This window comes from Gordonia amicalis NBRC 100051 = JCM 11271 (assembly GCF_000332995.1).
Lineage (GTDB): Bacteria > Actinomycetota > Actinomycetes > Mycobacteriales > Mycobacteriaceae > Gordonia > Gordonia amicalis.
On the sequence record NZ_BANS01000017.1, the window covers coordinates 145,444 to 167,432 of the forward strand.

The 21,989-nt window shown below is 67.1% G+C and carries 18 protein-coding genes, 4 tRNA genes and 1 pseudogene; 15 read left to right on the plus strand and 8 right to left on the minus strand.

Translation table 11 applies throughout. The features are described 5' to 3' along the window. Window positions 1-2 precede the first annotated feature (2 nt). The 3 genes from GOAMI_RS09890 to GOAMI_RS09900 all read right to left on the minus strand — a co-directional run bounded on the left by GOAMI_RS09890 (window position 3) and on the right by GOAMI_RS09900 (window position 3,171). Entirely contained in the window at window positions 3-551 is a 549-nt protein-coding gene (locus tag GOAMI_RS09890) for an ATP adenylyltransferase (RefSeq protein WP_006436352.1), read from the minus strand. Next, window positions 544-2,619, minus strand: coding sequence for a threonine--tRNA ligase (thrS, locus tag GOAMI_RS09895; protein ID WP_006436353.1), 2,076 nt, complete (start codon window positions 2,617-2,619; stop codon window positions 544-546). Before thrS ends, GOAMI_RS09890 begins: the two co-directional genes overlap by 8 nt. A 129-nt stretch (window positions 2,620-2,748) precedes the next feature. Next, window positions 2,749-3,171 (minus strand): TIGR02611 family protein, encoded by a 423-nt coding sequence (locus GOAMI_RS09900; RefSeq protein ID WP_006436354.1) that lies wholly within the window; start codon window positions 3,169-3,171, stop codon window positions 2,749-2,751. Window positions 3,172-3,317: 146 nt separating this feature from the next. Between GOAMI_RS09900 and otsB the strand changes: the two genes are divergently transcribed. From otsB to GOAMI_RS09925, 5 genes are all read left to right on the plus strand, one after another. Beyond that, window positions 3,318-7,001, plus strand: coding sequence for a trehalose-phosphatase (otsB, locus tag GOAMI_RS09905; protein WP_006436355.1), 3,684 nt, complete (start codon window positions 3,318-3,320; stop codon window positions 6,999-7,001). Beyond that, the gene (locus GOAMI_RS09910; RefSeq protein WP_006436356.1) at window positions 6,998-7,954 is read left to right on the plus strand and encodes an alpha/beta fold hydrolase; all 957 of its coding nucleotides are present in this window, start codon (window positions 6,998-7,000) and stop codon (window positions 7,952-7,954) included. Before otsB ends, GOAMI_RS09910 begins: the two co-directional genes overlap by 4 nt. A gap of 139 nt (window positions 7,955-8,093) precedes the next feature. Next, window positions 8,094-10,727: a bifunctional acetaldehyde-CoA/alcohol dehydrogenase gene (adhE, locus tag GOAMI_RS09915; protein WP_006436357.1), complete on the plus strand. Its 2,634-nt coding sequence runs from the start codon at window positions 8,094-8,096 to the stop codon at window positions 10,725-10,727. Then, window positions 10,717-11,154, plus strand: a complete 438-nt coding sequence (locus GOAMI_RS09920) for an SRPBCC family protein (protein ID WP_006436358.1) — start codon at window positions 10,717-10,719, stop codon at window positions 11,152-11,154. Before adhE ends, GOAMI_RS09920 begins: the two co-directional genes overlap by 11 nt. A 40-nt stretch (window positions 11,155-11,194) precedes the next feature. Continuing rightward, the gene (locus tag GOAMI_RS09925) at window positions 11,195-11,665 is read left to right on the plus strand and encodes a GyrI-like domain-containing protein (RefSeq protein WP_006436359.1); all 471 of its coding nucleotides are present in this window, start codon (window positions 11,195-11,197) and stop codon (window positions 11,663-11,665) included. An 85-nt stretch (window positions 11,666-11,750) separates the two neighbouring features. Here GOAMI_RS09925 and GOAMI_RS09930 read toward each other — a convergent pair. Continuing rightward, window positions 11,751-11,822: transfer RNA gene (locus GOAMI_RS09930), tRNA-Val, on the minus strand. 253 nt (window positions 11,823-12,075) lie between these two features. Here GOAMI_RS09930 and GOAMI_RS09935 point away from each other — a divergent pair. From GOAMI_RS09935 to GOAMI_RS09950, 4 genes are all read left to right on the plus strand, one after another. After that, window positions 12,076-12,148, plus strand: a tRNA-Gly gene (locus GOAMI_RS09935). Between the two features lie 22 nt (window positions 12,149-12,170). Next, a tRNA-Cys gene (locus GOAMI_RS09940) sits at window positions 12,171-12,244 on the plus strand. Between the two features lie 20 nt (window positions 12,245-12,264). Then, a tRNA-Val gene (locus GOAMI_RS09945) sits at window positions 12,265-12,339 on the plus strand. A gap of 155 nt (window positions 12,340-12,494) precedes the next feature. Next, entirely contained in the window at window positions 12,495-13,391 is an 897-nt protein-coding gene (locus GOAMI_RS09950) for a TIGR03619 family F420-dependent LLM class oxidoreductase (RefSeq protein ID WP_006436360.1), read from the plus strand. A 40-nt stretch (window positions 13,392-13,431) separates the two neighbouring features. Here GOAMI_RS09950 and GOAMI_RS09955 read toward each other — a convergent pair whose 3' ends face one another. Then, the gene (locus tag GOAMI_RS09955) at window positions 13,432-14,298 is read right to left on the minus strand and encodes an aminotransferase class III-fold pyridoxal phosphate-dependent enzyme (RefSeq protein WP_157228296.1); all 867 of its coding nucleotides are present in this window, start codon (window positions 14,296-14,298) and stop codon (window positions 13,432-13,434) included. A 28-nt stretch (window positions 14,299-14,326) separates the two neighbouring features. Beyond that, window positions 14,327-14,635: pseudogene (locus GOAMI_RS23790) on the minus strand (aminotransferase class III-fold pyridoxal phosphate-dependent enzyme); the annotation flags it as partial. Between GOAMI_RS23790 and GOAMI_RS23445 the strand changes: the two are divergent. From GOAMI_RS23445 to GOAMI_RS23455, 4 genes are all read left to right on the plus strand, one after another. Then, the gene (locus GOAMI_RS23445) at window positions 14,624-14,851 is read left to right on the plus strand and encodes a hypothetical protein (protein WP_040004725.1); all 228 of its coding nucleotides are present in this window, start codon (window positions 14,624-14,626) and stop codon (window positions 14,849-14,851) included. The pseudogene GOAMI_RS23790 and the gene GOAMI_RS23445 sit on opposite strands and share 12 nt — an antisense overlap. Before the next feature lie 88 nt (window positions 14,852-14,939). Further along, the gene (locus tag GOAMI_RS09965) at window positions 14,940-15,353 is read left to right on the plus strand and encodes a limonene-1,2-epoxide hydrolase family protein (RefSeq protein WP_182155187.1); all 414 of its coding nucleotides are present in this window, start codon (window positions 14,940-14,942) and stop codon (window positions 15,351-15,353) included. A 62-nt stretch (window positions 15,354-15,415) separates the two neighbouring features. Beyond that, complete coding sequence (locus GOAMI_RS23450; RefSeq protein WP_006436364.1) at window positions 15,416-16,774, plus strand: ATP-binding protein; 1,359 nt, start codon at window positions 15,416-15,418, stop codon at window positions 16,772-16,774. Between the two features lie 637 nt (window positions 16,775-17,411). Further along, window positions 17,412-17,696 (plus strand): response regulator transcription factor, encoded by a 285-nt coding sequence (locus GOAMI_RS23455; protein ID WP_243829112.1) that lies wholly within the window; start codon window positions 17,412-17,414, stop codon window positions 17,694-17,696. A gap of 6 nt (window positions 17,697-17,702) precedes the next feature. On the opposite strand, the gene GOAMI_RS09975 is transcribed toward GOAMI_RS23455, so the two are convergent. Continuing rightward, window positions 17,703-17,951 (minus strand): hypothetical protein, encoded by a 249-nt coding sequence (locus tag GOAMI_RS09975; protein WP_006436366.1) that lies wholly within the window; start codon window positions 17,949-17,951, stop codon window positions 17,703-17,705. A gap of 170 nt (window positions 17,952-18,121) precedes the next feature. Next, window positions 18,122-19,132 carry an LLM class flavin-dependent oxidoreductase gene (locus tag GOAMI_RS09980; protein ID WP_006436367.1) on the minus strand — a complete coding sequence of 337 codons (1,011 nt, stop codon included), beginning with the start codon at window positions 19,130-19,132 and terminating at the stop codon, window positions 18,122-18,124. A gap of 271 nt (window positions 19,133-19,403) precedes the next feature. Here GOAMI_RS09980 and GOAMI_RS09985 point away from each other — a divergent pair, with 271 nt between their 5' ends. Together GOAMI_RS09985 and GOAMI_RS09990 are read left to right on the plus strand one after the other, a co-directional pair. After that, entirely contained in the window at window positions 19,404-20,282 is an 879-nt protein-coding gene (locus tag GOAMI_RS09985; protein WP_006436368.1) for an ABC transporter ATP-binding protein, read from the plus strand. A 6-nt stretch (window positions 20,283-20,288) separates the two neighbouring features. After that, window positions 20,289-21,932 carry an ABC transporter permease gene (locus GOAMI_RS09990; RefSeq protein ID WP_006436369.1) on the plus strand — a complete coding sequence of 548 codons (1,644 nt, stop codon included), beginning with the start codon at window positions 20,289-20,291 and terminating at the stop codon, window positions 21,930-21,932. Window positions 21,933-21,989 lie beyond the last annotated feature (57 nt).

Consider the following 21,989-nt stretch of genomic DNA (forward strand, 5'->3'; position numbering starts at 1 on the left):
CCTCAGTCATCAAAGCGCTGCCACGCCTCGGCGAGCAGCAACCGGGTGTCGCGCAGCAACTGCGGCATCACCTTCGTCTCGCCGACGATGGTGATGAAGTTCGCGTCGCCCATCCAGCGAGGCACGATGTGCTGATGTAAGTGCTCGGACAGCGAGCCACCCGCGGCATAGCCCAGGTTGAGTCCCACGTTGAAGGCGTTCGGGTTCGAGACCGCCTTGATCGTGCGGATCATCCGCTGCGTGAACGCCATCAGCTCGGCCGACTCGGCGGGTGTCAGGTCCTCGAGGTCGGCGACCTGGCGGTACGGGACCACCATCGTGTGACCGGGGTTGTACGGGTACAGGTTGAGCACCGCGTACACGGCTTCGCCGCGCGCGACGATCAGACCGTCCTCGTCGGACATCGTCGGGATGTCGAGGAAGGGGTGACCGGTCTTCGCCGCCGGCTGCGGGTCGGCGATGTAGGTCATCCGGTGCGGACTCCAGAGCCGCTCCAGACGATCACCGACACCGACGCCCTCGTCGCGGATCTCGCCGGATGCCTCAGCCATCGACCGCTCCCACCGGGCCGAGCTTCGCCTCCAGGAGTTGCCCGGTCGGCGACTCGTTGCGCCGGCTCGCCACCCAGTCGGTGATCGCGGCGATCGCGGGACCCACCGGGACACCGTTGATCTGGGACCCGTCGCGGAACCGGAAGCTCACCGCATGCGCTTCGACGTCGCGCTCGCCCGCGAGCAGCATGAACGGAACCTTGCCGGTGGTGTGGTTGCGGATCTTCTTCTGCATGCGGTCGTCGGAGTGGTCGACCTCGGCACGGACACCGGCGGCCCGCAGCGCGTCGACGACGCCCTGCAGGTGATCGGCGAACGCCTCGGCGACCGGGATGCCCATGACCTGGACCGGGGACAGCCACGCCGGAAAAGCGCCCGCGTAGTGCTCGGTGAGCACGCCGAAGAACCGCTCGATGGAACCGAACAGCGCGCGGTGGATCATCACCGGCCGCTGCTTGGTGCCGTCCGACGCGGTGTATTCGAGGCCGAACAGCTCCGGCAGGTTGAAGTCGAGCTGGATCGTCGACATCTGCCAGGTGCGGCCGAGCGCATCCTTGGCCTGCACCGAGATCTTCGGGCCGTAGAACGCGGCACCACCCGGATCGGGCACCAGATCCAGACCGGAGGCCTGGGCCACCTCGGCGAGCGTGTTCGTCGCCGCCTCCCACACCTCGTCGGATCCGACGAACTTCTTCGGGTCCTTCGTCGACAGTTCGAGGTAGAAGTCGTCGAGACCGTAGTCCTTGAGCAGCCCCAGGACGAAGGTGAGGATCGACGTCAGCTCGTCGCGCATCTGGTCTTGCGTGCAGTAGATGTGCGCGTCATCCTGCGTCATACCGCGCACTCGGGTCAGCCCGTGGATCACGCCGGACTTCTCGTACCGGTACACCGACCCGAACTCGAACATGCGCAGCGGCAGTTCCCGGTACGAACGTCCCCGACCCCGGAAGATCAGGTTGTGCATCGGGCAGTTCATCGGCTTCAGGTAGTAGTCCTGGCCGGGCTTGCGCAGCTCGCCGTTCTCGTCGTACTCCGCGTCGACGTGCATGGGCGGGAACATCCCGTCGCGGTACCAGTCGAGATGACCGGAGACCTCGTAGAGGTGCGACTTGGTGATGTGCGGGGTGTTGACGAACTCATACCGCGCGGCGACGTGACGCGCCCGTGAGTAGTCCTCCATCTCCTTGCGGATGATGCCGCCCTTGGGGTGGAAGACCGGCAGTCCCGAGCCGAGTTCGTCGGGGAAGCTGAACAGGTCGAGTTCGGCACCGAGCTTGCGGTGGTCGCGCTTCTCCGCTTCGGCGAGCAGTTCGAGATGGGCATCGAGCGCCTCCGCCGACTCCCATGCGGTGCCGTACACGCGCTGCAGGTCGGCGTTGTCCTGGTCACCGCGCCAGTAGGCGGCCGACGACCGGGTCAGCTTGAAGGCAGCGATGTACTTGGTGGTCGGCACGTGCGGACCGCGGCACAGATCGCACCAGATCCGTTCGCCGGTGCGCGGATTGAGGTTGTCGTAGACGGACAGCTCACCGCCGCCGACCTCCATGACCTCGGCATCGTCGGCGGCGCCCTTGTCGTCGATCAGCTCGAGCTTGAACGGCTCGTTCGCCAGCTCGGCGCGCGCCTCGTCCTTCGAGTCGTAGACGCGACGCGAGAAGCGCTGCCCGGACTTGATGATCTGCTTCATCTTCTTCTCGAGGGCCTTGAGGTCCTCGGGTGTGAACGGCTCGGCGACATCGAAGTCGTAGTAGAAGCCGTCCTTGATGGGCGGTCCGATACCCAGCTTGGCCTCGGGGAACAGATCCTGGACCGCCTGCGCGAGCACGTGGGCACACGAGTGCCGGATGACGCTGCGTCCGGTCTCGGTGTCGGCCGCAACGGGTTCGACCTCGGCGTCCTCGGCCGGCGCCCAGGACAGGTCACGAAGGTCGCCGTGCGCGTCGCGGACGACGACGATCGCATCCGGCCCCTTGTTGGGGAGGTCGTGATCACGAAGTGCGGTGCCCGCGGTCGTTCCAGCCGGCACACGGATCGTGGCTGGGCTGGTCACCTGGACGTCGTCGGGCACGGGGACGCTCCTCGAATAGGTTCGGACACGCGAAGGGCGCGTCGTGGGGGACGTTTGCGACTCTGATGGTATCCGCGTGTCATCCCGCCCGACCGAACCCCTCCTCTGCGGCGCGGCTCGGGTGAGCGATCAGGAGAAGATCGGGCTCGCGAGCCACTCGTAGTGGAGGTTCGCCCAACCGGCCGCCGTCTGCAGGGCCCCGAGGAGCCAGAGGGTGCCCACGACGATCGCGCAGGTACCGATCCAGAAGACGGACTGCACCGACCAGTGTTGCCGGCCGATCCATTCCATCCAGGCGTCGTACTTCGCGCGTGCGAACTTCAGCAGGCGATGAGCCCAGTCGAATTCCGACGCCAGGATTCCCAGTCCGAGGAAGACGATGAGCCAGCCGGGACCCGGGTACGGGATGGTGACGAGCCCGCACAGCAGGACGACGGTGCCGACGACGGCGACCGCGATGCGGTAGATCCGATGCCAGCGGGGATTGGAGCGAACCACGTACCGGCGATGACGCGCCCGGATCCGCAGTCGCTTCCACCACGACTCCGTCATGTCCCCCCTACTCCGCCATCGCCTACGCCGTGTTCAGGCTACCGGCATCTCGGCGACCGTCGCCGGCGCGGCCATGAGGCCCGCCGCCGCGATACCTTTACCAGAAGTTCGCCCGATCATCCGGTGCCCGGGGGCATGCTGGAACGATGGCGATCACGGCGGCCCCGACACGACCGGTGACGATCGACGCGCGTCTGCACGACGGCGTGATCGTCGGCTTCGGCCACCCGACCACCGATGGACATCCGCGGGCGATCGAGTCCACCGCCGGTCTCGTCCACCGTCTTCGCGGGTTCGGGATCGTCTGCGGGGCCCGCTCGGTCGGGCGCACCCTGGGCCCCGAGCTCGACGGCCTGTTCTCGGCGAACGTGACCGACGCCCCGCCCGAGCAGGTCGAGGGCACCGCTCACCCCGACCCGGCCGGGTTGCTCGACATCGCCCGGCGCCTCGGCGTGTCACCCCCGCGATGCGCTGTCGTCGAATACACCCCGGAAGGCGTGGCCGCAGCCCGGCAGGGCGGATTCGCGCTGGTCGTGGCGATCGGGACACCGGCGCGGGCCGATGAACTCCGTCGTCTCGGCGCCGACGCCGTGGTCGGTGATCCCGCCGACATCCGGGTACGCCTCGGCGGCGCCCGGATCTCGACGATGCCCGACGCACTGACCTACCTCGAGCACCTGCACGCCATTGCCGCGTCTCGACGCCCCGTGGTCTTCCTCGATTTCGACGGAACCCTGTCCGACATCGTCGACGATCCGTCCGCTGCGGTCCTCGTCGAGGGTGCCGCCGAGGCGCTGACCCGGTTGGCGCGGTTGTGCCCGGTCGCCGTCATCAGCGGTCGCGACCTCGACGACATCCGCGAGCGCGTGGGGCTGCCCGGCCTCTGGTACGCCGGTTGTCACGGCCTCGAACTCCTCGGCCCGGGGGGCGAGCACCTCGTCAACGAGGTGGCCCGCACGTCCACGCCGGCGATCGCTGCGGTATCCGAAGAACTTCGGCAACGGTTTGCCGCTGTCGACGGAGTCCTGGTCGAGCCCAAACATTTCAGTGTTGCCGTCCACTTCCGCAACGCCTCCCCCGACGATGTCGAGGACATCATCGCGGCGGCGCGCGAGATCGGTGTGCGCCGGGGATTGCGGGCCCTCCCCGGTCGCAAGGTCCTCGAACTGAAACCCGACGTCGACTGGGACAAGGGACAGGCGCTGGAGTGGGTCCGCCACCAGGTGGGCGCCGTCGACCGGGGGTGGATCACGATCTACTTCGGCGACGATCTCACCGACGAGGACGCCTTCGACCGGATCGCCACCGACGGGATCGGGATAGTGGTGCGCGCCGAGGAGAACCGCGACCGCCGCACGGCCGCCCTGTTCGCCGTGGAGTCACCCGGCGCGATCCCGGCACTACTGGCCCAGATCGCCGATCACGTCGAGCAGGCGAGCGAGCCCCCGTCGGACTGGTCACTGACCTACGACTCCTACGATCCGCCCGCGGAGAAGCTCCGCGAAGCCCTGTGCACCGTCGGCAACGGCTATTTCGCGACGCGTGGCGCGGCCCCGGAGTGCGATGCCGGACCGGTGCACTATCCGGGCACCTACGCCGCCGGCGTGTACAACCGGCTCACCGACCGACTGCCCGCCGGGGAGGTGGAGAACGAGAGCCTGGTCAACCTGCCGAACTGGTTGCCCCTGACCTTCCGGATCGACAGCGGTGACTGGTTCAGCATCGACGATGTCGAGGTGTTGTCGTTCCGTCAGACGCTCGACCTGCGGCGCGCGATGCTGACCCGCGACCTCCGCTACCGCGATGCGCACGGCCGCACCACCACCGTCCGGCAACGCCGATTCGTGTCGATGGACCATCGTCATGTCGGCGCACTCGACACCAGGATCCTGGCCGAGGACTGGTCGGGCAGGATCGAGGTCTCCTCGATGCTCGACGGCACCGTCACCAATTCCGGGGTCGAGCGTTACCGGGAGCTGGCGAGCAGGCATCTCACCGCCCCCGAGGGCACGGCGGATTCGACGGACTCGGTTCTGTTGCGGGTGCAGACCAACCAGTCCCGCATCACCATTGCGGTGGGCGCCCGAACCACGGTGTGGCGCGGAAACGAACAGCTGCCCGCGCACTACGACCTGATCTCCGATCAGGGTCGGATCGGGCACCGGATCGGTGTCGACATCGCCGCGGGTGAAGAGGTCACCGTGGAGAAGGTCGCCACGCTGTACACCTCGCGCGACAACGGGATCTCCGAACCCGGTGTCGCCGCCTCGCGCACACTTGCCCGGCTCGGGCGGTTCCACGACCTGCTCACCGATCACGCCAGAGCATGCGTGCGTATGTGGGACCTGTGCCGCACCGACCTCGAAGGGCACCCCGACGCGCAACGGGCGCTCCGGTTCCACATGCTGCACATGCTGCAGGTGGTCTCACCCAACACCATCGACATGGACATCGGAATCCCGGCTCGGGGCCTGCACGGTGAGGCTTATCGCGGCCACATCTTCTGGGACGAGGTCTTCGTCCTGCCCGTGCTCACCCCACGGCTCCCCAAACTCGCCAAGGCGCTGCTCCGCTACCGCTTCCGGCGTCTCGAGGAGGCGCGGGTCGCCGCCCGCGAAGCCGGCCACCGGGGCGCGATGTACCCCTGGCAGTCCGGAAGCGACGGCCGGGAGGAGAGCCAGAAGCTGCACCTCAACCCGCGCTCGGGACGGTGGAACCCGGACCCCAGCGCCCGCCAGCACCACATCGGCCTGGCCGTGGCCTACAACGTGTGGCAGTACTTCCAGGTGACACACGACCTCGACTTCCTCATCGAGTCCGGCGCGGAACTGCTCGTCGAGATCGCCCGGTTCTGGGCCGACATCGCAACCTACGACCCGCGCCACGACCGGTACGCGATCCGGGGCGTCATCGGGCCCGACGAGTTCCACTCCGGCTACCCCGAGGCACCCTACGACGGGATCGACAACAACGCGTTCACGAATGTGATGGCGGTGTGGGTCATCCGGCGCGCTCTGGATGCCCTGGCGACCATCCCGCAGCGTGATCGGGTCAATCTGCTCGACGAGATCGACTTGCGCGAACCAGAACTCGAGCTGTGGCGGACACTGACCTGCCGGATGTTCGTCCCCTTCCACGACGGCACGATCAGCCAGTTCGAGGGATATGACGAACTGGTCGAACTGGATTGGGACGCCTACCGCGCCGAGTACGGGAACATCCAGCGGCTGGACCGCATCCTGGAGGCCGAGAACGACGACGTGAACCGGTACAAGGTGTCCAAGCAGGCCGACGTTCTCATGCTCTTCTATCTTCTTTCCGCGGAAGAGTTGCGAGAGTTGCTGGAACGCCTGGGCTATGGGCTGCCGCCCGAGATGATCCCGCACACCATCGACTACTACATGTCCCGGACCTCGCACGGGTCGACGTTGAGTTCGGTCGTCCACGCGTGGGTGCTCGCCCGCGGCGATCGCGAACACGCGGTGTCGTTCTTCGAGAGAGTCCTCGACTCCGATATCACCGACATCCAGGGCGGTACGACGTCGGAGGGTATCCACCTCGCGGCCATGTCCGGGAGCATCGACCTGTTGCAGCGCTGTTTCACGGGCCTCGAGCTCCGCGACGACCGCCTGATCCTCAACCCGCGGTGGCCGCGATCCCTGGGCGTCTTGTCCTTCCGCGTCTACTACCGTCGGCACCGTCTGCAACTGCGGGTCAGCGGCAGCGGCGTCGAGGTCACATCTGAGAAACGCGACGTCGCTCCGATCGATGTCCAGTGTCGCGAGAAACTGGTCCAGTTGGCGCCCGGGACAACGGTCCGCTTCCGATGACTCCCCCGGACGGACGAACCAGCAGGGCGTGGGCCGGAGGCCTGATCGCCGGCGGCGCCCTGGCATCGGCCGCCGGGATGCTCGGCATCGCCTATGTCCGAGACCTCGTCGCAGCACGGAAGCGGGTCGGGGCGGTCACCCGCCATGTGATGGAATCACGGTGTGGCGCTGTCGAATACGCGGCACGCGGCGCGGGTGAGACGGTCCTGGTGAGCCACGGCATCTTCCAGGGCTGCGACGGTGGACTGCTGTCGGTACGCGACCTGCTGCCGGACCGACGGATCATCGTCCCGTCCCGCTTCGGATATCTCGGGTCGGTGATGCCCGCCGAGCCCTCGGTCGCCGCCCAGTCCGACGTCTTCGCCGAACTGCTCGATCACCTCGGCCACCACGAGGTCGACGTCATCGGGATCTCCGCGGGCACGAGCGCAGCGGTCCAGTTCACGCTGCGCCATCCTCACCGGGTTCGACACCTGATCATCCTCTCCGGGAACTTTCCGGGGAGCCGCACGGCACGGATACCACCCCGATGGGCACGCTGGTTCTATTCCGATCACGCGCTGTGGCCCCTGAAAGCCTTCGCCCACCCGACGTTCCTCCGCCTCCTCGGTGTGCCGCCGGGGTTCCCTCGTTCGGCCGATGAGCGCCGTGTCGCCGAGGAGATCTCGGAGAGCATCTTCCCGGTCGCCTGGCGCCGGCGGGGAGCGGTGTTCGACGCCTATGTCGCCGACCCGGAGATCGGCACCTATGACCTCGAGGCGATCGAGGCGCCCACTCTGATCGTGCACGCCGCCGATGATCCGCTGGCGTCCTACGGCGCGGCACGTGACGCGGCGTCGAGGATCCCCGGCGCACGACTACTCGGCCTCGATTCCGGCGGACATCTCCTCCTCGGTCAGCGCGACCGGGTGAAGGAGGTGATCGCCGATTTCGTGGAATCCCGACCCGGATGAACCGGTCGCCGACCAAGAAGCCAAAGATCGCGCCGCCGAGTGGCAAACGGGTCCTTCACGCCGCGGGCGCGAGTAACGTGCGCCCACACGGCCGCGCATGGACCGACGGCGCGACGACACCCATTCGAGGTGATATCGAATGCCGAAAACCCACGTGGACACCGAATCGCAGACGCCAGACCACCCCCGAGCGTCGGCGCTGACACCCGAGACCACCGTCGAGGTCGATGGTGTGGTCGAGAGGGCCGCGGCCGCTGCGGCGGAGTTCCGCACACTCGACCAGCACCGGGTCGACGCGATCGTCGCGGCCATGGCGCGGGCCGGAGTGCGGGCCGCCGCCGAACTCGCCGCGGTGGCGATCGAGGAAACCGGCTTCGGGGTCTTCGAGGACAAGGTCGTCAAGAACTATGTCGCGACGGAGTTCCTCCACGACCACCTCAAGGACAAGACGTCGGTGGGCGTGATCGAGGAGGACCACGAACGCGGTGTCGTGCGGGTGGCCGAGCCCATCGGCGTCGTGCTCGCGATCACTCCGGTCACCAATCCCACGTCGACGGTGCTGTACAAGGCGATCGTCGCGGCGAAGACGCGCAATGCCATCGTCTTCCGCCCCTCGCCGGTGGCGGCGCGTTCCTGTGAACGGACGGTGGCGATCCTGCGTGAGGCAGCCGAGGCGGCCGGTATGCCCCCCGGCGCTCTGCAGGTGATCCCCGACGCCGCCCACGAGGTGACCCATTATCTGTTCCGGCACCGGCTCGTCGACTTCATCTGGGTCACCGGCGGGCGGAAGATCGTCGCACTCGCCAACGCGGCCGGCAAACCCGGACTCAGCGTCGGACCCGGCAACGCGCCGATCTACCTGCACCGGACCGCCGACATCGAAGCCGCTGTCGTCGACATCCTGATCTCCAAGACCTTTGACGCCTCCGTCATCTGCCCCGCGGAACAGACCTGCATCGTCGACGACGCGATCTACGACGCCACGGTCGAGGAGTTCCGCCGGATGGGCGCACATCTGCTCACCGACGAGCAGTCCGCGGCCATCGCCGACTTCGCGTTCGGCGGCGGCGACAAGGTCAACCTCGGTGCACTCGGCCGGCCGGCTCCGGAACTGGCCGCCCGCGCCGGTTTCGCCGTGGACCCTTCGGTGAAGGTGCTGCTGGCGCCGCTGCCGTCGGATCTCGACGAGCTCGCGGCACACCCGCTCGTGCAGGAGAAGCTGATGCCCGTCCTCGGACTCGTCCGCGCCCGCGACGTGCACCACGGGATCGACGCCGCGGTCCTGGTCACCGAACACGGCGGTCTCGGCCACACCTCTGCCGTCTATGCCAACGATCAGTCGGTCGTCGACGCCTACAGTGCCGCAGTACGCACCGGGCGGATCCTCGTCAACGCACCCACCGCGGTCGGAGCCCTGGGCGGGATCTACAACGATCTCCCGCCCACCTTCTCACTGGGCTGCGGCACCTGGGGCGGGTCGAGCACCACCGAGAACGTGAACTATCTCCAGCTGCTGAACATCAAGACCGTCGCTCATCGACGCAGCCCGTCCCAGTGGTTCCGCGTGCCCGCGAACACCTTCTTCAACGCCGGCGCACTGGACAATCTCCGCGACGTCCCGTGCACGGATGTCGTGGTCGTCACCGACGTCCTGAGCGCCGAACGCGGAGTGGTCGACGAATTGCGTGCCCACTTGCACGCCCAACACGTCCGGGTCTTCGCCGAGGTCGAGCCGGAACCGGACGAGGCGACGATCCGTCGTGGCGTCGCCGTGCTGGAGAGTCAGCCGCCGGATCTGCTCATCGCCGTCGGAGGCGGGTCGGTGATCGACGCCGCCAAGGCGATCCGGCTCTTCCACGAGCACCCCGACACCGACCTGGCCGAGCTGACCCTGCCGTTCCTCGATCCCCGCAAGCGGTTGGCGGAGTACCCGCAGGACCCGCACACCCTGCGGCTGGTGGCGATTCCCACCACCGCCGGTACAGGGTCCGAGGTGTCACCGGCCGCGGTGCTGACCGTCGCGGGCCGCAAGGAGACCCTCGTCGACTACTCCCTCGTCCCGGACATGGCGATCGTGGATCCGACGCTGACCCTCTCCATGCCGCGCGCACTGACCGTCGACACCGGCGTCGACGCGCTCACCCACGCATTGGAAGCTGTCGCCTCGATCTTCGCCTCCCCGTACACCGACGCGTTCTGCGTCCAGGCCGCACGACTCATCTTCGACGCGTTGCCCCGTGCGTACGACGATCCGACCGACCTCGCGGCCCGCACCGACATGGCCAACGCCGCCACTCTCGCGGGGCTCGCCTTCTCGAACGCGTTCGTGGGGACCAATCACGCGCTCGCACACGCCGTCGGCGCTGCATTCGGTATCGCGCACGGTCGGGTGAACGGCGTGTTCCTGCCTCACACGCTGCGCTACAACGCCGCGGTGCCGACGAAGTTCATGCCCGCGCCGGGATATTCGGCGTACGTCGCGCCGCAGAAGTATGCGCAACTGGGTCGGGTCGTCTTCGGCGGCCGCGACCCCGCCGAGAGCCGGCGCCGACTGTTCCAGGGCGTGGAAGATCTGCTGCGCAAGCTGGGAGTGCCACGCACCCTCGCGGAGATCGGCGTGCCCGAAGCGGAGTTCCTGGACGCGTTGCCCGAACTCGCGATGAATGCGTTCCAGGACCTGAGCAACCGCACCAACCCGCGGATGCCGCTCATCAGCGAGATCACCGACCTGCTCAAACTCGGCTACTACGGTGAGGATGATCATGCCCACTGACCGCGCTTCCCAGACCGTCGAGGTCGACGCCCCGCTCGAGACCGTGCTCGCGACGCTGCGCGACCTCGAGAGCCAGCCCGAGTGGATTCCGGAGATCCTCGAGGCGGAGATCCTCGAGACCGACCCGGAGACCGGACTTGCCCGCACGGCCAGGTTCAAGGCGTCCGCGACCGTCGGGACAGACAGTTACACGCTCACCTATGAGCACCGCGACGACGGCATGAGCTGGTCGATGCTCGAAGGGCGCATGCAGACCGGCCAGGAAGGCCGCTACCAACTCGACGCGACGGGCCCTGACACGACCTCGGTCACCTATGAGCTCACGATCCATCACAATCTGCCGCTGCCCGGGTTCGTGCGCAAAAGGGTGATCAAGGGACTCGTGGACAGCACACTGACCGGTTTGACGAAACGTTTCGCCAAGTGAGATCCGAACCCGCACCAACACGGCGCGAAGGAGACCAGGCATGACAGATCCGTCCACCGAACCCCAGATCGTCGAGCTGACCCCGGCGCGGGTCGCGGTACATCGCGAGAAGGTCCCGATGACCGGCCTTCCCCAATTCTTCGATCGTTCGTTCCACGCGGTGGACGACGCGATGCGGAACGCGGGCGCAAGCGTTGTCGGACCACCGCTGGGCCTCTACTACGGCATGCCCACGGACACTGTGGATGTGGCGGCCGGGTTTCCCACGGACCGCGACGTCTCGGTGGACGGAGAAGTCACTACCGAAACCCTTCCGGGCGGTCGCGCCGCGCAGATCCTGCACATCGGCTCCTACGATGCGATGGAGCAGACCTACGGCCGGCTGATGCAGTGGTTGCAGGCCCAGAATCTGAGGCCGGCCGGGGTGATGTGGGAGAGCTACCTGACCGAGCCCGACGAGAACGATCTGTCGTCGATGCAGACCCTGATCGTGTGGCCGTTGGAGGACTAGACGACGCTCAGCGGGTTCCGGGAGCGATCGGATCTCGTGAGGAGACAACAAAGGCCTCGTCGTCACGACGAGACCTTTGTCTCTGTGGTCCCGGCTGGGATCGAACCAGCGACCTTCCCGGTGTGAACGGGACGCTCTTCCACTGAGCCACGGGACCGTGTCGGGCGCCTGATGTCGGTGACAGGGGCGCCTGCGCACGAGCCAGAAGATTACACGGGTTCCGCAGAGTTCCCAAATCACGGACGTGTGCCACGTCACAGTCGTCGGTTTTGGCGGTCCGGAGTAATCACACGCTGGGAATTCGTCTTTCGCCAGCCCTCTGACCAGGCGATTTGTAAAGTTCGGAATCCATCGCGTAAGTTTCTCTTCGCACCGCGAGCAGCAAGATCCACAAGATCGCTCGTGGGCATGCGGATGTAGCGCAGCTGGTAGCGCATCACCTTGCCAAGGTGAGGGTCGCGGGTTCGAATCCCGTCATCCGCTCGGCGCGAGTCGACTCGCATCTGGTGGTGTGGCCGAGTGGTGAGGCAACGGCCTGCAAAGCCGTGTACACGGGTTCGATTCCCGTCGCCACCTCCACACCACAATTTCATATCCCCGCGCGATTAGCTCAGTGGGAGAGCGCTTCCCTGACACGGAAGAGGTCACAAGTTCAATCCTTGTATCGCGCACCATCGTCGTTCAGCCCCGATCTGTAGATCGGGGCTGAACTCGTTGTGCGGCCACCCCCGGGGAGTGAACAACCCCTCCCAAATAAGTCGAGTGCTAAGTTATTTTGCATGCGAGTACTTAGTGGATGTGCGCCCGCCGACCGTCGGACGGAGCGATCATGACCTCGATCGGGATGACACTCCCCCAGCTCGGTTCAGCCGTGTCTGCGTCACTCGTCCGCGACTTCGTCCAGCAGGCGGACGACATGGGTTTCGACTCGCTCTGGGTGCAGGACCACTTCTTGTACTCACTCAAGCAGGCCGGCGAGTACGGCGGCAGCGCCCAATCGCAACCCGACGTCTATCGCTCGGTCTGGGCCCCGACCGAGCTGCTGGCCGCGGTGGCCACCTGGACGACTCGCATGGAGCTGGGCACGAGCATCCTGGTGGGCGGGAATCACTGGCCCGCCCAACTCGCCAATCGCCTGGCCACGATCGACCAGCTCAGCGCCGGGCGGTTGACCGTCGTCGGGCTGAGTGTGGGCTGGTCGGTGGAAGAGCATGTGGCCATGGGAGTCGACCCCCGAACCCGCGGCCGGCGCATGGACGATTTCGTTCCGGCCCTGCGAGCCTGCTGGGGCGAGGATCCGGTCGAGCATCACGGGGAGTTCTTCGAGATCGGACCCGCAGTGATGCGTCCGAAACCGGTGTCCACACCCAAACTGATGTCCGGCATGTACTCCGAGCAGGGACTCGCAAGGACGGCAAGGGATTTCGACCTCTGGAATCCCGGTTCCGCCCCGATCGCCACGGTCGTGGACACCCTGGGACAGATGAACAGCCGGCGTCCGGCCTCGATGGCGCCACTCAACGCCATCTATCGCCTCGCCCAGCAATCCACCGCGGGCGTACGGCTCGACGTGGCACAGATGACCACACGCGTCAGCGAATGCGTTGCCGCCGGCCTGGAAGGCGTCATCGTCGAGACCAACTTCTGCTCGGAGATCACCGAAGCCGCCGACTGGCTCGGAGTTCTCGCGAACCTGGCCCCGCTCGTCGACGCCGCGCGGGGCTGACCGGGCCGACCGCGGATCGCCGCGGCCGGCCCGGAACGCCTCAGCCCACGAGCCCGCTGTCGACGACCGAGCGTTCCAGCGCGTCGAGGAACATCGCGACGTCGTCGTCGGTCATCGGGGACGTCACCGTCCCGAGTGCCGATTTGAACATCAGGATCCCCTGGTTGTAGAGGCTGGTGGTGAGCAGGTTGGTCACCGCCTTGTCCGAGGTGAGAACCGTCTCCAGGTCGACGACCGGCGTCGGGGTCCAGTGGATGCCGAAGACGTGGGCGAAGCCGGTGACCTGGAGCGGCGCGTGATGCCGGCGACCGATGTCGCGGACACCCTGCCGGAGCCGTTCGCCGAGCCGGTTGAGATGGTCGTGTACCTCGGGTGTCAGCGCGCGGACCTGCGCCAGCCCCGCGGCGAGGGTCGCCGGTATCCCGCCGAGAGTGGTCGCGTGCCGCATCTGCGTCATCGGATCGAGAACCGGATCGACCAGCGCCATGATGTCGGCGCGGCCACCGTAGGCGGCCAGCGGCAGGCCGCCGCCGATGGCCTTGCCCAGGGTGGTCAGGTCGGGTTCGATCCCGAAGTGCCCCTGCGCCCCGTGGACATCCATCGGGAACGAGACGACCTCGTCGAGGACGACGAGCATTCCGTGCCGCCTCGTGACCTCGCGGAGTCTGGCCAGGAACTCCGGAGTCGCCGGGATCATCCCGGTTCCGCCGAGGATCGGCTCGACGATGACGGCGGCGATCTCGTCGGCATGCCGGTCCAGGATCTGCTCGGACTCGTCGGAGTGGTTGTACGGCAACAGCACCACGGCATCCTCGACGCCCGGGATGAGGCCGGGCGGGACCGCGCCCCGGATCCGCGAAGCGGCCGTTGGCGACGAGCGACAGGTCGTGGGTGCCGTGGTAGCCACCGCGCATCTTGGCGATCTTCGGCCGGCCGGTGAAAGCACGCGCCAGACGTAGCGCCGTCATCGTCGCCTCGGTACCGGACGCGGTGAACCTGATCTGCTCCATCGACGGGAGACGACGATGGAGTTCGGCCGCCAGGTCGGCACCCAGCGATACGTGCGGCGAGCAATAGGTGGTGCCCCGCCGCAACTGAGCGATGGTCGCGTCCAACACATCCGGGTGACAGTGCCCGAGCGGCAGCAACCAGTCGCCGGACATCACATCCAGATACTTGTTGCCGTCGGCGTCCCACGCGTAGGCGCCGTCGGCGCGCTCGAAGTAGACCGGATGGGGACTCATGAAGCCGAGACCGCCGGGAACCCCGCCCGGAATGTGCTCGCGTGCCCGCGCGAACGCCTCGCGCGATGTCGCGGTCCGGGACTCGAAGACGCCTTCGACCTCCGCGCGCCACCGCTCCACTCGGTCGGCGTCGGCGCCGTCCAGGTCGACGCGGTTCGTCTCCACGCCCGATTCCGTTACGCCGCCTGCTGTTTCGGTCATCCCGATCCCTCCTGACGCGCTGTTATATCGTGCTTTCATTAATTGATGTATAGACTACTTTCTTGTAGGCTACGTCACAATCGCCGAGGACGAAGGAGCCGTGTTGATCGAGTTGCCCCGCCCCGTCGCGGAATTCTTCGACGCCGTCAACTCCCGCGACTTCGACGCCCTCGCCTGCTGTCTCGCCGAGGACATCTCGTACCACCTGGCCGTGCCCTACCCACCGGTGACGGGCCGCACCGCCGTCGTGGATGCGTTACGCGTCTCCTTGACGGCCGCCGACCGAGTCAGCTGGGAACCGAGAAGTCACCTCGCCGACCACGATCGGGCATTCGTCGAGCGCGTCGACCGGTTCTGGTTCGGAGCCCACGAAGCAGCGATCGAGGTCACCGGAGTCTTCGAACTCGCCGGCGACACGATCGGTGCCATCCGCGACTACGCCGACCTCGACACCTGGCGGCAGCGAAAGGCCGCTGCACTCAACGCCGTGCGGCGGGCAGACGAAGGAGACCGATGACCGTCGCCGACCGGTCCGATGGAGGCCGACTTCTCCCGCAGGCAAGGTGAGATACTGGGCCGGTGACTGCGCGTCCGAGCGGCAACCTCCCGGTGGAACTGACGAGCTTCGTCGGCCGGCGTGACGATCTGACCAGAGCACGAACCCTGCTCGGAACCGCACGACTGCTGACGCTGACCGGCGTCGGCGGAGTCGGGAAGACCCGTCTGGCCCTCGCCGTCGCCGCCAGCATGCGACGCGAGTTTCCCGACGGCGTCTGGACCGTCGAACTCGCGGATCTCCGGCAGACTGGCCTGCTGACCCAGACCCTGTGCGGGCTCTTCGGTGTCACGAGCGAGTCCTCCGACGCATTCGGCACGCTGGCCGAGCACCTGCGAACGAAGAAGCTCCTCCTGGTGCTCGACAACTGTGAGCATCTCATCGACGCGTGCGCCGAGGTGGTCGGCCGATTGCTGTCGGTGGCCCCGGCCGTGAAGATCCTCGCGACCAGCCGCCAGGTACTCGGCGTCGAGGGCGAACAGCTGTTCCCCGTCAGTCCGCTGACCCTGGGATCGCCGGGAGGCCTGGGCGAGGCGATGCAACTGTTCGAGGAACGCGCCTCGGCCGCACAGCCCGATTTCCGCGTCACCGAGGACAATCGCGCCGCGGTCGAGGAGATCTGTCGACGACTCGAGGGACTGCCGCTGGCGATCGAACTGGCCGCCGCCAACATCAGGGTCTTCGGGCCCGCCGAGATAGCGGCGCGACTGGGCGACTCCGCGATGATGATGTCGAGCGAACGGAACCGATCGGCACGCCACCGGACCCTGGAGTCCGTGGTGGACTGGAGTTATCAACTGTGTTCACCACGCGAACGTCAAGTGTGGGAACAGCTCTCGGTCTTCGCAGGCGGTTTCACCGCGGAGACCGCCGATGGCGTCTGCCTACCCTCCGAGACGGGCGCAGGGGTGCTGCGGGAACTGATCGGGCTACTCGACAAGTCGATGATCGTGCGCGTCGACGAGGACCACGAGCTGCAGGGACGCTATCGATTGTTGGAACCGATGCGCCAGTACGCCCTCGCGAAGCTCGAGTCGTCCTCCGATGCGACGGCGGTGAGAATGACGCCATCGCGACCATTTCCTACGCCTGGCCCAGACCTCGGACACCGACTACTGCAGTCCGGACGACGTCGAGTGGTTCCGGCGCACCCGCACCGAACACGCGAACATCCGGGAGGCCCTGGCGTTCAGCCTCGAGACTGGCGCCGGGGCCGCGGCGGCCGAGATGGTGCGCACCCTTCGCCCGTACTGGTCGCAGTCGGGAACCCTGCGGGAAGGATTCGAGTGGGCGAACCGCGCCGTCGACCTGCTTGCCGAGCCGACGGTCGATCGGGCGAATGCGCTGGTCATCGGCAGTGTCCTCGGCTACCTCGTCGCTGAGGTCGACCGAGCACACACGTATCTCGCCGAGTACACCGAACTCGCCGGACGAGTGGCCGCGACCGACGAGCTCGTCTTCGGCGCGCGGTTCGCGGCAGGACTGGAAGCGTCGTTGCGTCACGACGCACGCCGGGCCTTCGAGCTCGCCGAGGAAGCGATCGCGGGGAGGTCAGACCGGGTGAACGTCGGGTTCGTCGCGGATTGTCTGGCACTGTCCGCGCTGTATGCCTTCATCGCCGAAGACGAGAACGCGGACAGGTACACGACTCGCTACCTCGACTATGCCGATCAGCACGGCACGCACCTGGTGAAGGCCATCGCACTGGGTCCGATGGGCATTCTTCGCTGGCACCAGGGAGACATCGCCGCCGCGGAGGCCTTGATGTCCGAAGCGATCGAGTTGTATCGGGCCTTCGACTATCCCGGCATGGTTGCCGTGTGCATCGAGGTCAGCAGGTGGTGTGCCGCAGGCACCGACCCCGACCGGGCGGCGACACTGCTGGGGTCCGCGCAGACCGTGTGGCACCAACACAGTCACATGACCCTCGCCCAGGCCGCGATCAACCCGGTGACGACCACCGTCGAGGAGAAGTTGCGCGCGGAGCTGGGCGCCGAGGCCTTCGAGAAGTCCTATGCGATGGGGCGAGAGTCGACTCTCGAGGTCGCGGTCCAGCTCGTCTCCGGCCGGACGCCCGCGACCGCCGGCCGCTCAGGGTCCGCATCTCTACGCGCCTCCCTCACCCGCCGCGAGAACGAGGTGGCGACGTTGGTCGCCGACGGTCTCACGAACAAGGAGATCGCCACCAAACTGACGATCTCTCCCCGTACCGTCGACGCCCACGTCGACCACATCCTGACCAAGCTCGGGTTCCGGTCGCGCACGCAGATCGCGCGGTGGGTCAGCGCCGACGAAAGCCGCTGATCCTTCTCAGGCCACCGACGCGAGGTAGGCCAGCGCCTCCACGCCGGCGGGCGTGACCCGGATTCGCGGCCGACCGGTCGGATCCGCATTGTCGTCCACGAGACCCAGTTCGACGAGCCTGCGCACGGCCGTGGTGTCCGTGTCGGCGATGTAGGTGCGCGGCGCCGCAATCACCACGTCACGCGACCCGACGATGTGCGCTGCCAATTGATCGACAGCCACTCGCTCCAGTACGTCCAGCTGCATAGCGTTCATGACCAGGCCTCCTTTTGCCACCTCCCACCTTGGTCGGCGCGGACGCCCGAATCCATTCGCAAAAGTACCTAGGTACCTACCTATGAACTGGCTCACACTCGGATTCGACCGTGAAGTGCGACATAAACGTCGCGGAGCCTCGTTCCCCTGTCGACCGGGTGAACGGGCGGTCAACTCACCGGCCGTGCCGCACGAACGCGAGGAAGCACCTTGTCGACCAGCAATTCGAGGCTGCGCCAGGACAACTCGGGTGAGAGACCACCGAGCAGCGAATGCACCCGCAACTCGTAGTCGTCGTCGAGTTCAGAGAGCCGCCGCACCGCTTCATCCGGACTCACGATCCACATCGAGGGATCGTTCCGGATGGAGTCGAGATTACTCTTCTGGGCCCAATACCCATTCGTGGTGGCGTTCGTCCGCTCGCCGGCCCAGGAGGCGTACATGTTGCTGGCATAGATGACGTGCGGTGCCACCTGCTCCAGGGCCTGTTCCGGATCCTCGGCCACGTAGAGGAACGCCGGACCGTGCCGCGGGAACGGTTCGGGTTCGGGATGCCCGAGCCTGGCACACTCTTCCGCGTAGAAGCGGTAGAGGTCCTCGGTGGCCGGCCGGTAGCCCAGACCCATCCGTGCCGCTCGCCGGGCGGACGGTTTGGCGTTTCCCCCGATGTACAGCGTCGGTCCACCCGGGGTTCCCGGGACCGGTGTGACGCGGACGCGGGTGCCGCGGTACTCGAATTCCTCACCGCGCCAAGCGGTGCGGAGGACTTCGAGCTTTTCTTCGAAGACCTTGCCACGATTCGGGAAATCGACGCCGAACATGTCGAATTCCTCGGGGCGATAACCGATTCCGGCGGTGACCAACACCCGGCCGGGACCTGCGATGAGGTCGAGCACAGCGAGGTCCTCCGCGAGTCGCAGGGGGTCGTGCATCGTGACGCACAGTGCGGAGAAGTGCAGTTCGATCTGTTCGGTGGCTCCGGCGATCGCGGCGGCCAGGATCAGCGGTGACGGACAGTAATTGTCCTCTGCCCCATGACGTTCGGCCAGGTACACGGTGTTGAAGCCCTTCTTGTCGGCCCAGAGGCATTGCTCGACGGCGGCCTGGTACAGGTCGCGCGGGCTCGCCGACCCCGGGCCGAGATCGGGCGCTCGCATGTCGTACCGCAAGCCGATATTCATGAGTTCTCCTTGTCCCTGGGGTCCAGCAGGTTGATTCAGACGCTTCGCCCGACGGTCGCCCCGTCCAGGACGGCAGTGCGCAGCCGGCCCGGCACCGAAGCGTCACCGATGACGTGGACCTCGGCACGAGACCCCGGACGGGGTTGGGGACATCGCCGGCCGACCACATCGGCCTCATACTCTATCAGTGAATGATTCATCAATAGACTTATTGATTCAGATGACTTTCGACCCCGCGACCAAAACGCCCGAAGCGTTCTAATCTGAGATCGTGGCCGCGATCACGATCCAGAACCTGACCAAGTCGTTCGGCCATGTCAAGGCCCTCGACGGATTCGACCTGACCGTCGACGGCGGCGAGGTCCACGGCTTCCTGGGACCGAACGGCTCCGGCAAGACGACCACGATCCGGATTCTGCTCGGGCTGCTGCGGGCGGATTCGGGTGTCGTACGCGTTCTGGACCGCGATCCGTGGCGGGACGACGTGAACCTGCACGGACGCATCGCCTATGTGCCGGGTGAGGTGAATCTGTGGCCAGGCGTCACCGGCGGCGAGGTCATCGATCTCCTGTGCAATCTCCGCGGCGACCGGAACCGGCGTCGTCGCGACGAACTGATCGAGCGCTTTGAACTCGACCCGCGCAAGAAGTCCCGCACGTACTCGAAGGGCAATCGGCAGAAGGTCGCGCTGATCGCCGCGCTGGCCTCCGATGCCGAACTCCTTCTCCTCGACGAGCCGACGGCCGGGTTGGACCCGCTCAAGGAAGCCGAGTTCCAGCGGTGCATCGAGGAGGAGCGCCGGCGTGGACGCACCGTGTTGCTGTCGAGCCACATCCTGGCCCAGGTCGAAGCCCTCTGCGATCGGGTCACCCTCGTCCGGGCGGGCCGGACGGTGGACAGCGGCTCGCTGACCGAACTCCGCCACCTCGGCCGACTCGAGATCAGTGCCGAGACCGCCCACAATCCCGCGCCGCTCGACGAGGTTCCCGGGGTGCACGACCTGATCCGTGACGGCCATCGCATCCGCTGCACCGTCGACGCCAACGCACTGGACACGGTGGTCCGCGAACTCGCGACCCTGGGCGTCCGCGACCTGACCAGTGCTCCGCCGACCTTGGAGGACATCTTCCTCCGGCACTACGGGGGCTGAGACCGGATGGCGGAGATCGAGATGACGCAGGTCGCCGAGCGGCGACCCGTGGGCAGCGCGGGGCGGAAGGCGGACGCCACCGGTCTCGGCACCCTGCTCCGGTTCTACCTGCGACGCGAACGAGCCGCCCTCCTCGCGTGGATCGGCGGAACCGCAGCCCTGGTGGGCTTCCAAGCCGTCGGCAGCCAGAATCTCTACGACACCCCCGCCAAACTGGCCGCCCTGCGCGAGACCCTCGGCGGAAGTCCTGCACTCGTCGCACTCGCCGGACCCAAGGAACTGCTCGCCAGCATCGGCGGCGAGGTCGTGTTCGAGATATCCGGCTATGCCGCAATCGTTCTCGGACTCATGTCGATGTTTCTCGTCGGTCGCCACACACGCACAGACGAGGAGAACGGCCGCGCCGAACTCCTCCGGTCGACGCGTGTGGGCCGCGATGCACCGGTCGCCACCGCCCTGTCGCTCGCCGCCCTCGCGAACCTCGCCGCCGGGGTCGCCGTCGCAGTCACCGCCGCGGCCACCGGGCTCCCGCTCGGCGGGTCGGTGCTCTTCGGAGCGGCACTGGCAGGTGTGGGTCTCACCTTCGCGACGCTCACGGCGTTGGCCGCGCAGATCTTCGAGAACCCCCGCAGTGTGTACGGATCGATCACCGCGATGCTCGGGCTGGCGTATGTGCTGCGGGCAATCGGTGATGTCGGCAACGGAGCGGCGTCGTGGCTCTCGCCGATCGGTTGGGGCCAGCGCACACTTCCCTACACCACCGACCGATGGTGGCCTCTCCTCCTGCCACTGGTCGCGTCGTTGCTCACCCTCGCAGCCGCAGTGGCCGTCTCCGAACACCGCGATTTCGGCGCCGGGATCTTCGGCAACCGCGCCGGGCGTGCGGAGGCGTCGCGACTGTCGCAGACGACGACAGGGATGGCGTGGCGCCTGCACCGCGGATCCATCGCCGCCTGGGCGGCCGGCGTGTTCGTCCTTTCGGCCGCATACGGATCGTTCGGCGACGCGATCACCGACTTCATCGCGGACAACCCGCAGATCGCGGAGTTCCTGCCCGGCGGCGCCGCGGACGCCGTCGACGCCTACCTCGCGCTCACGCTCACGATCGCCGCCCTGCTGTCGGCGGGATACGGGGTGAACAGTGCCCTGCGGGCCCACCGCGAGGAGACCGCCGGACGGGCGGAGCCGATCATCGCGGCGAACACCAACCGGATCGCCTGGCTCGCCGGCCATATCGCGATGGCACTCGCGGGCAGCGCCGTCGTCCTGGCTGCCGGCGCGGTCGGCGAAGGGCTGGCGTATGGCCTCACCATCGGTGATCTCGGCCAGATCCCACGCCTGCTCGCCGCGGCCGCGGTGTACGTCCCGGCCGTCTGGCTGATCGTCACGGTCGCCCTGGCCGGCGTCGGTTGCCTGCCCCGGGCCGCCGCGATCATCGCCTGGACGTACTTCGCGTACTGCCTCGTCGCCGAGATACTGGCCGAGTCCTTCCAGCTACCCGAGTGGACACGCGTGGCGTCGCCGTTCCATCATCTGCCGCAGGCTCCCCTCGACACCGTGACGGCGGGTGGAGTTCTCGGCGTCACCGCACTCGCAGCCGTCGCCGTGGCCCTCGGCGTCGCCGGATTCAGCAGGCGCGACCTGGGTTAGCCGACAGCGCGGAACCCCTACGCCCGCAGGTCCTTACGCAGGATCTTGCCCGACGCC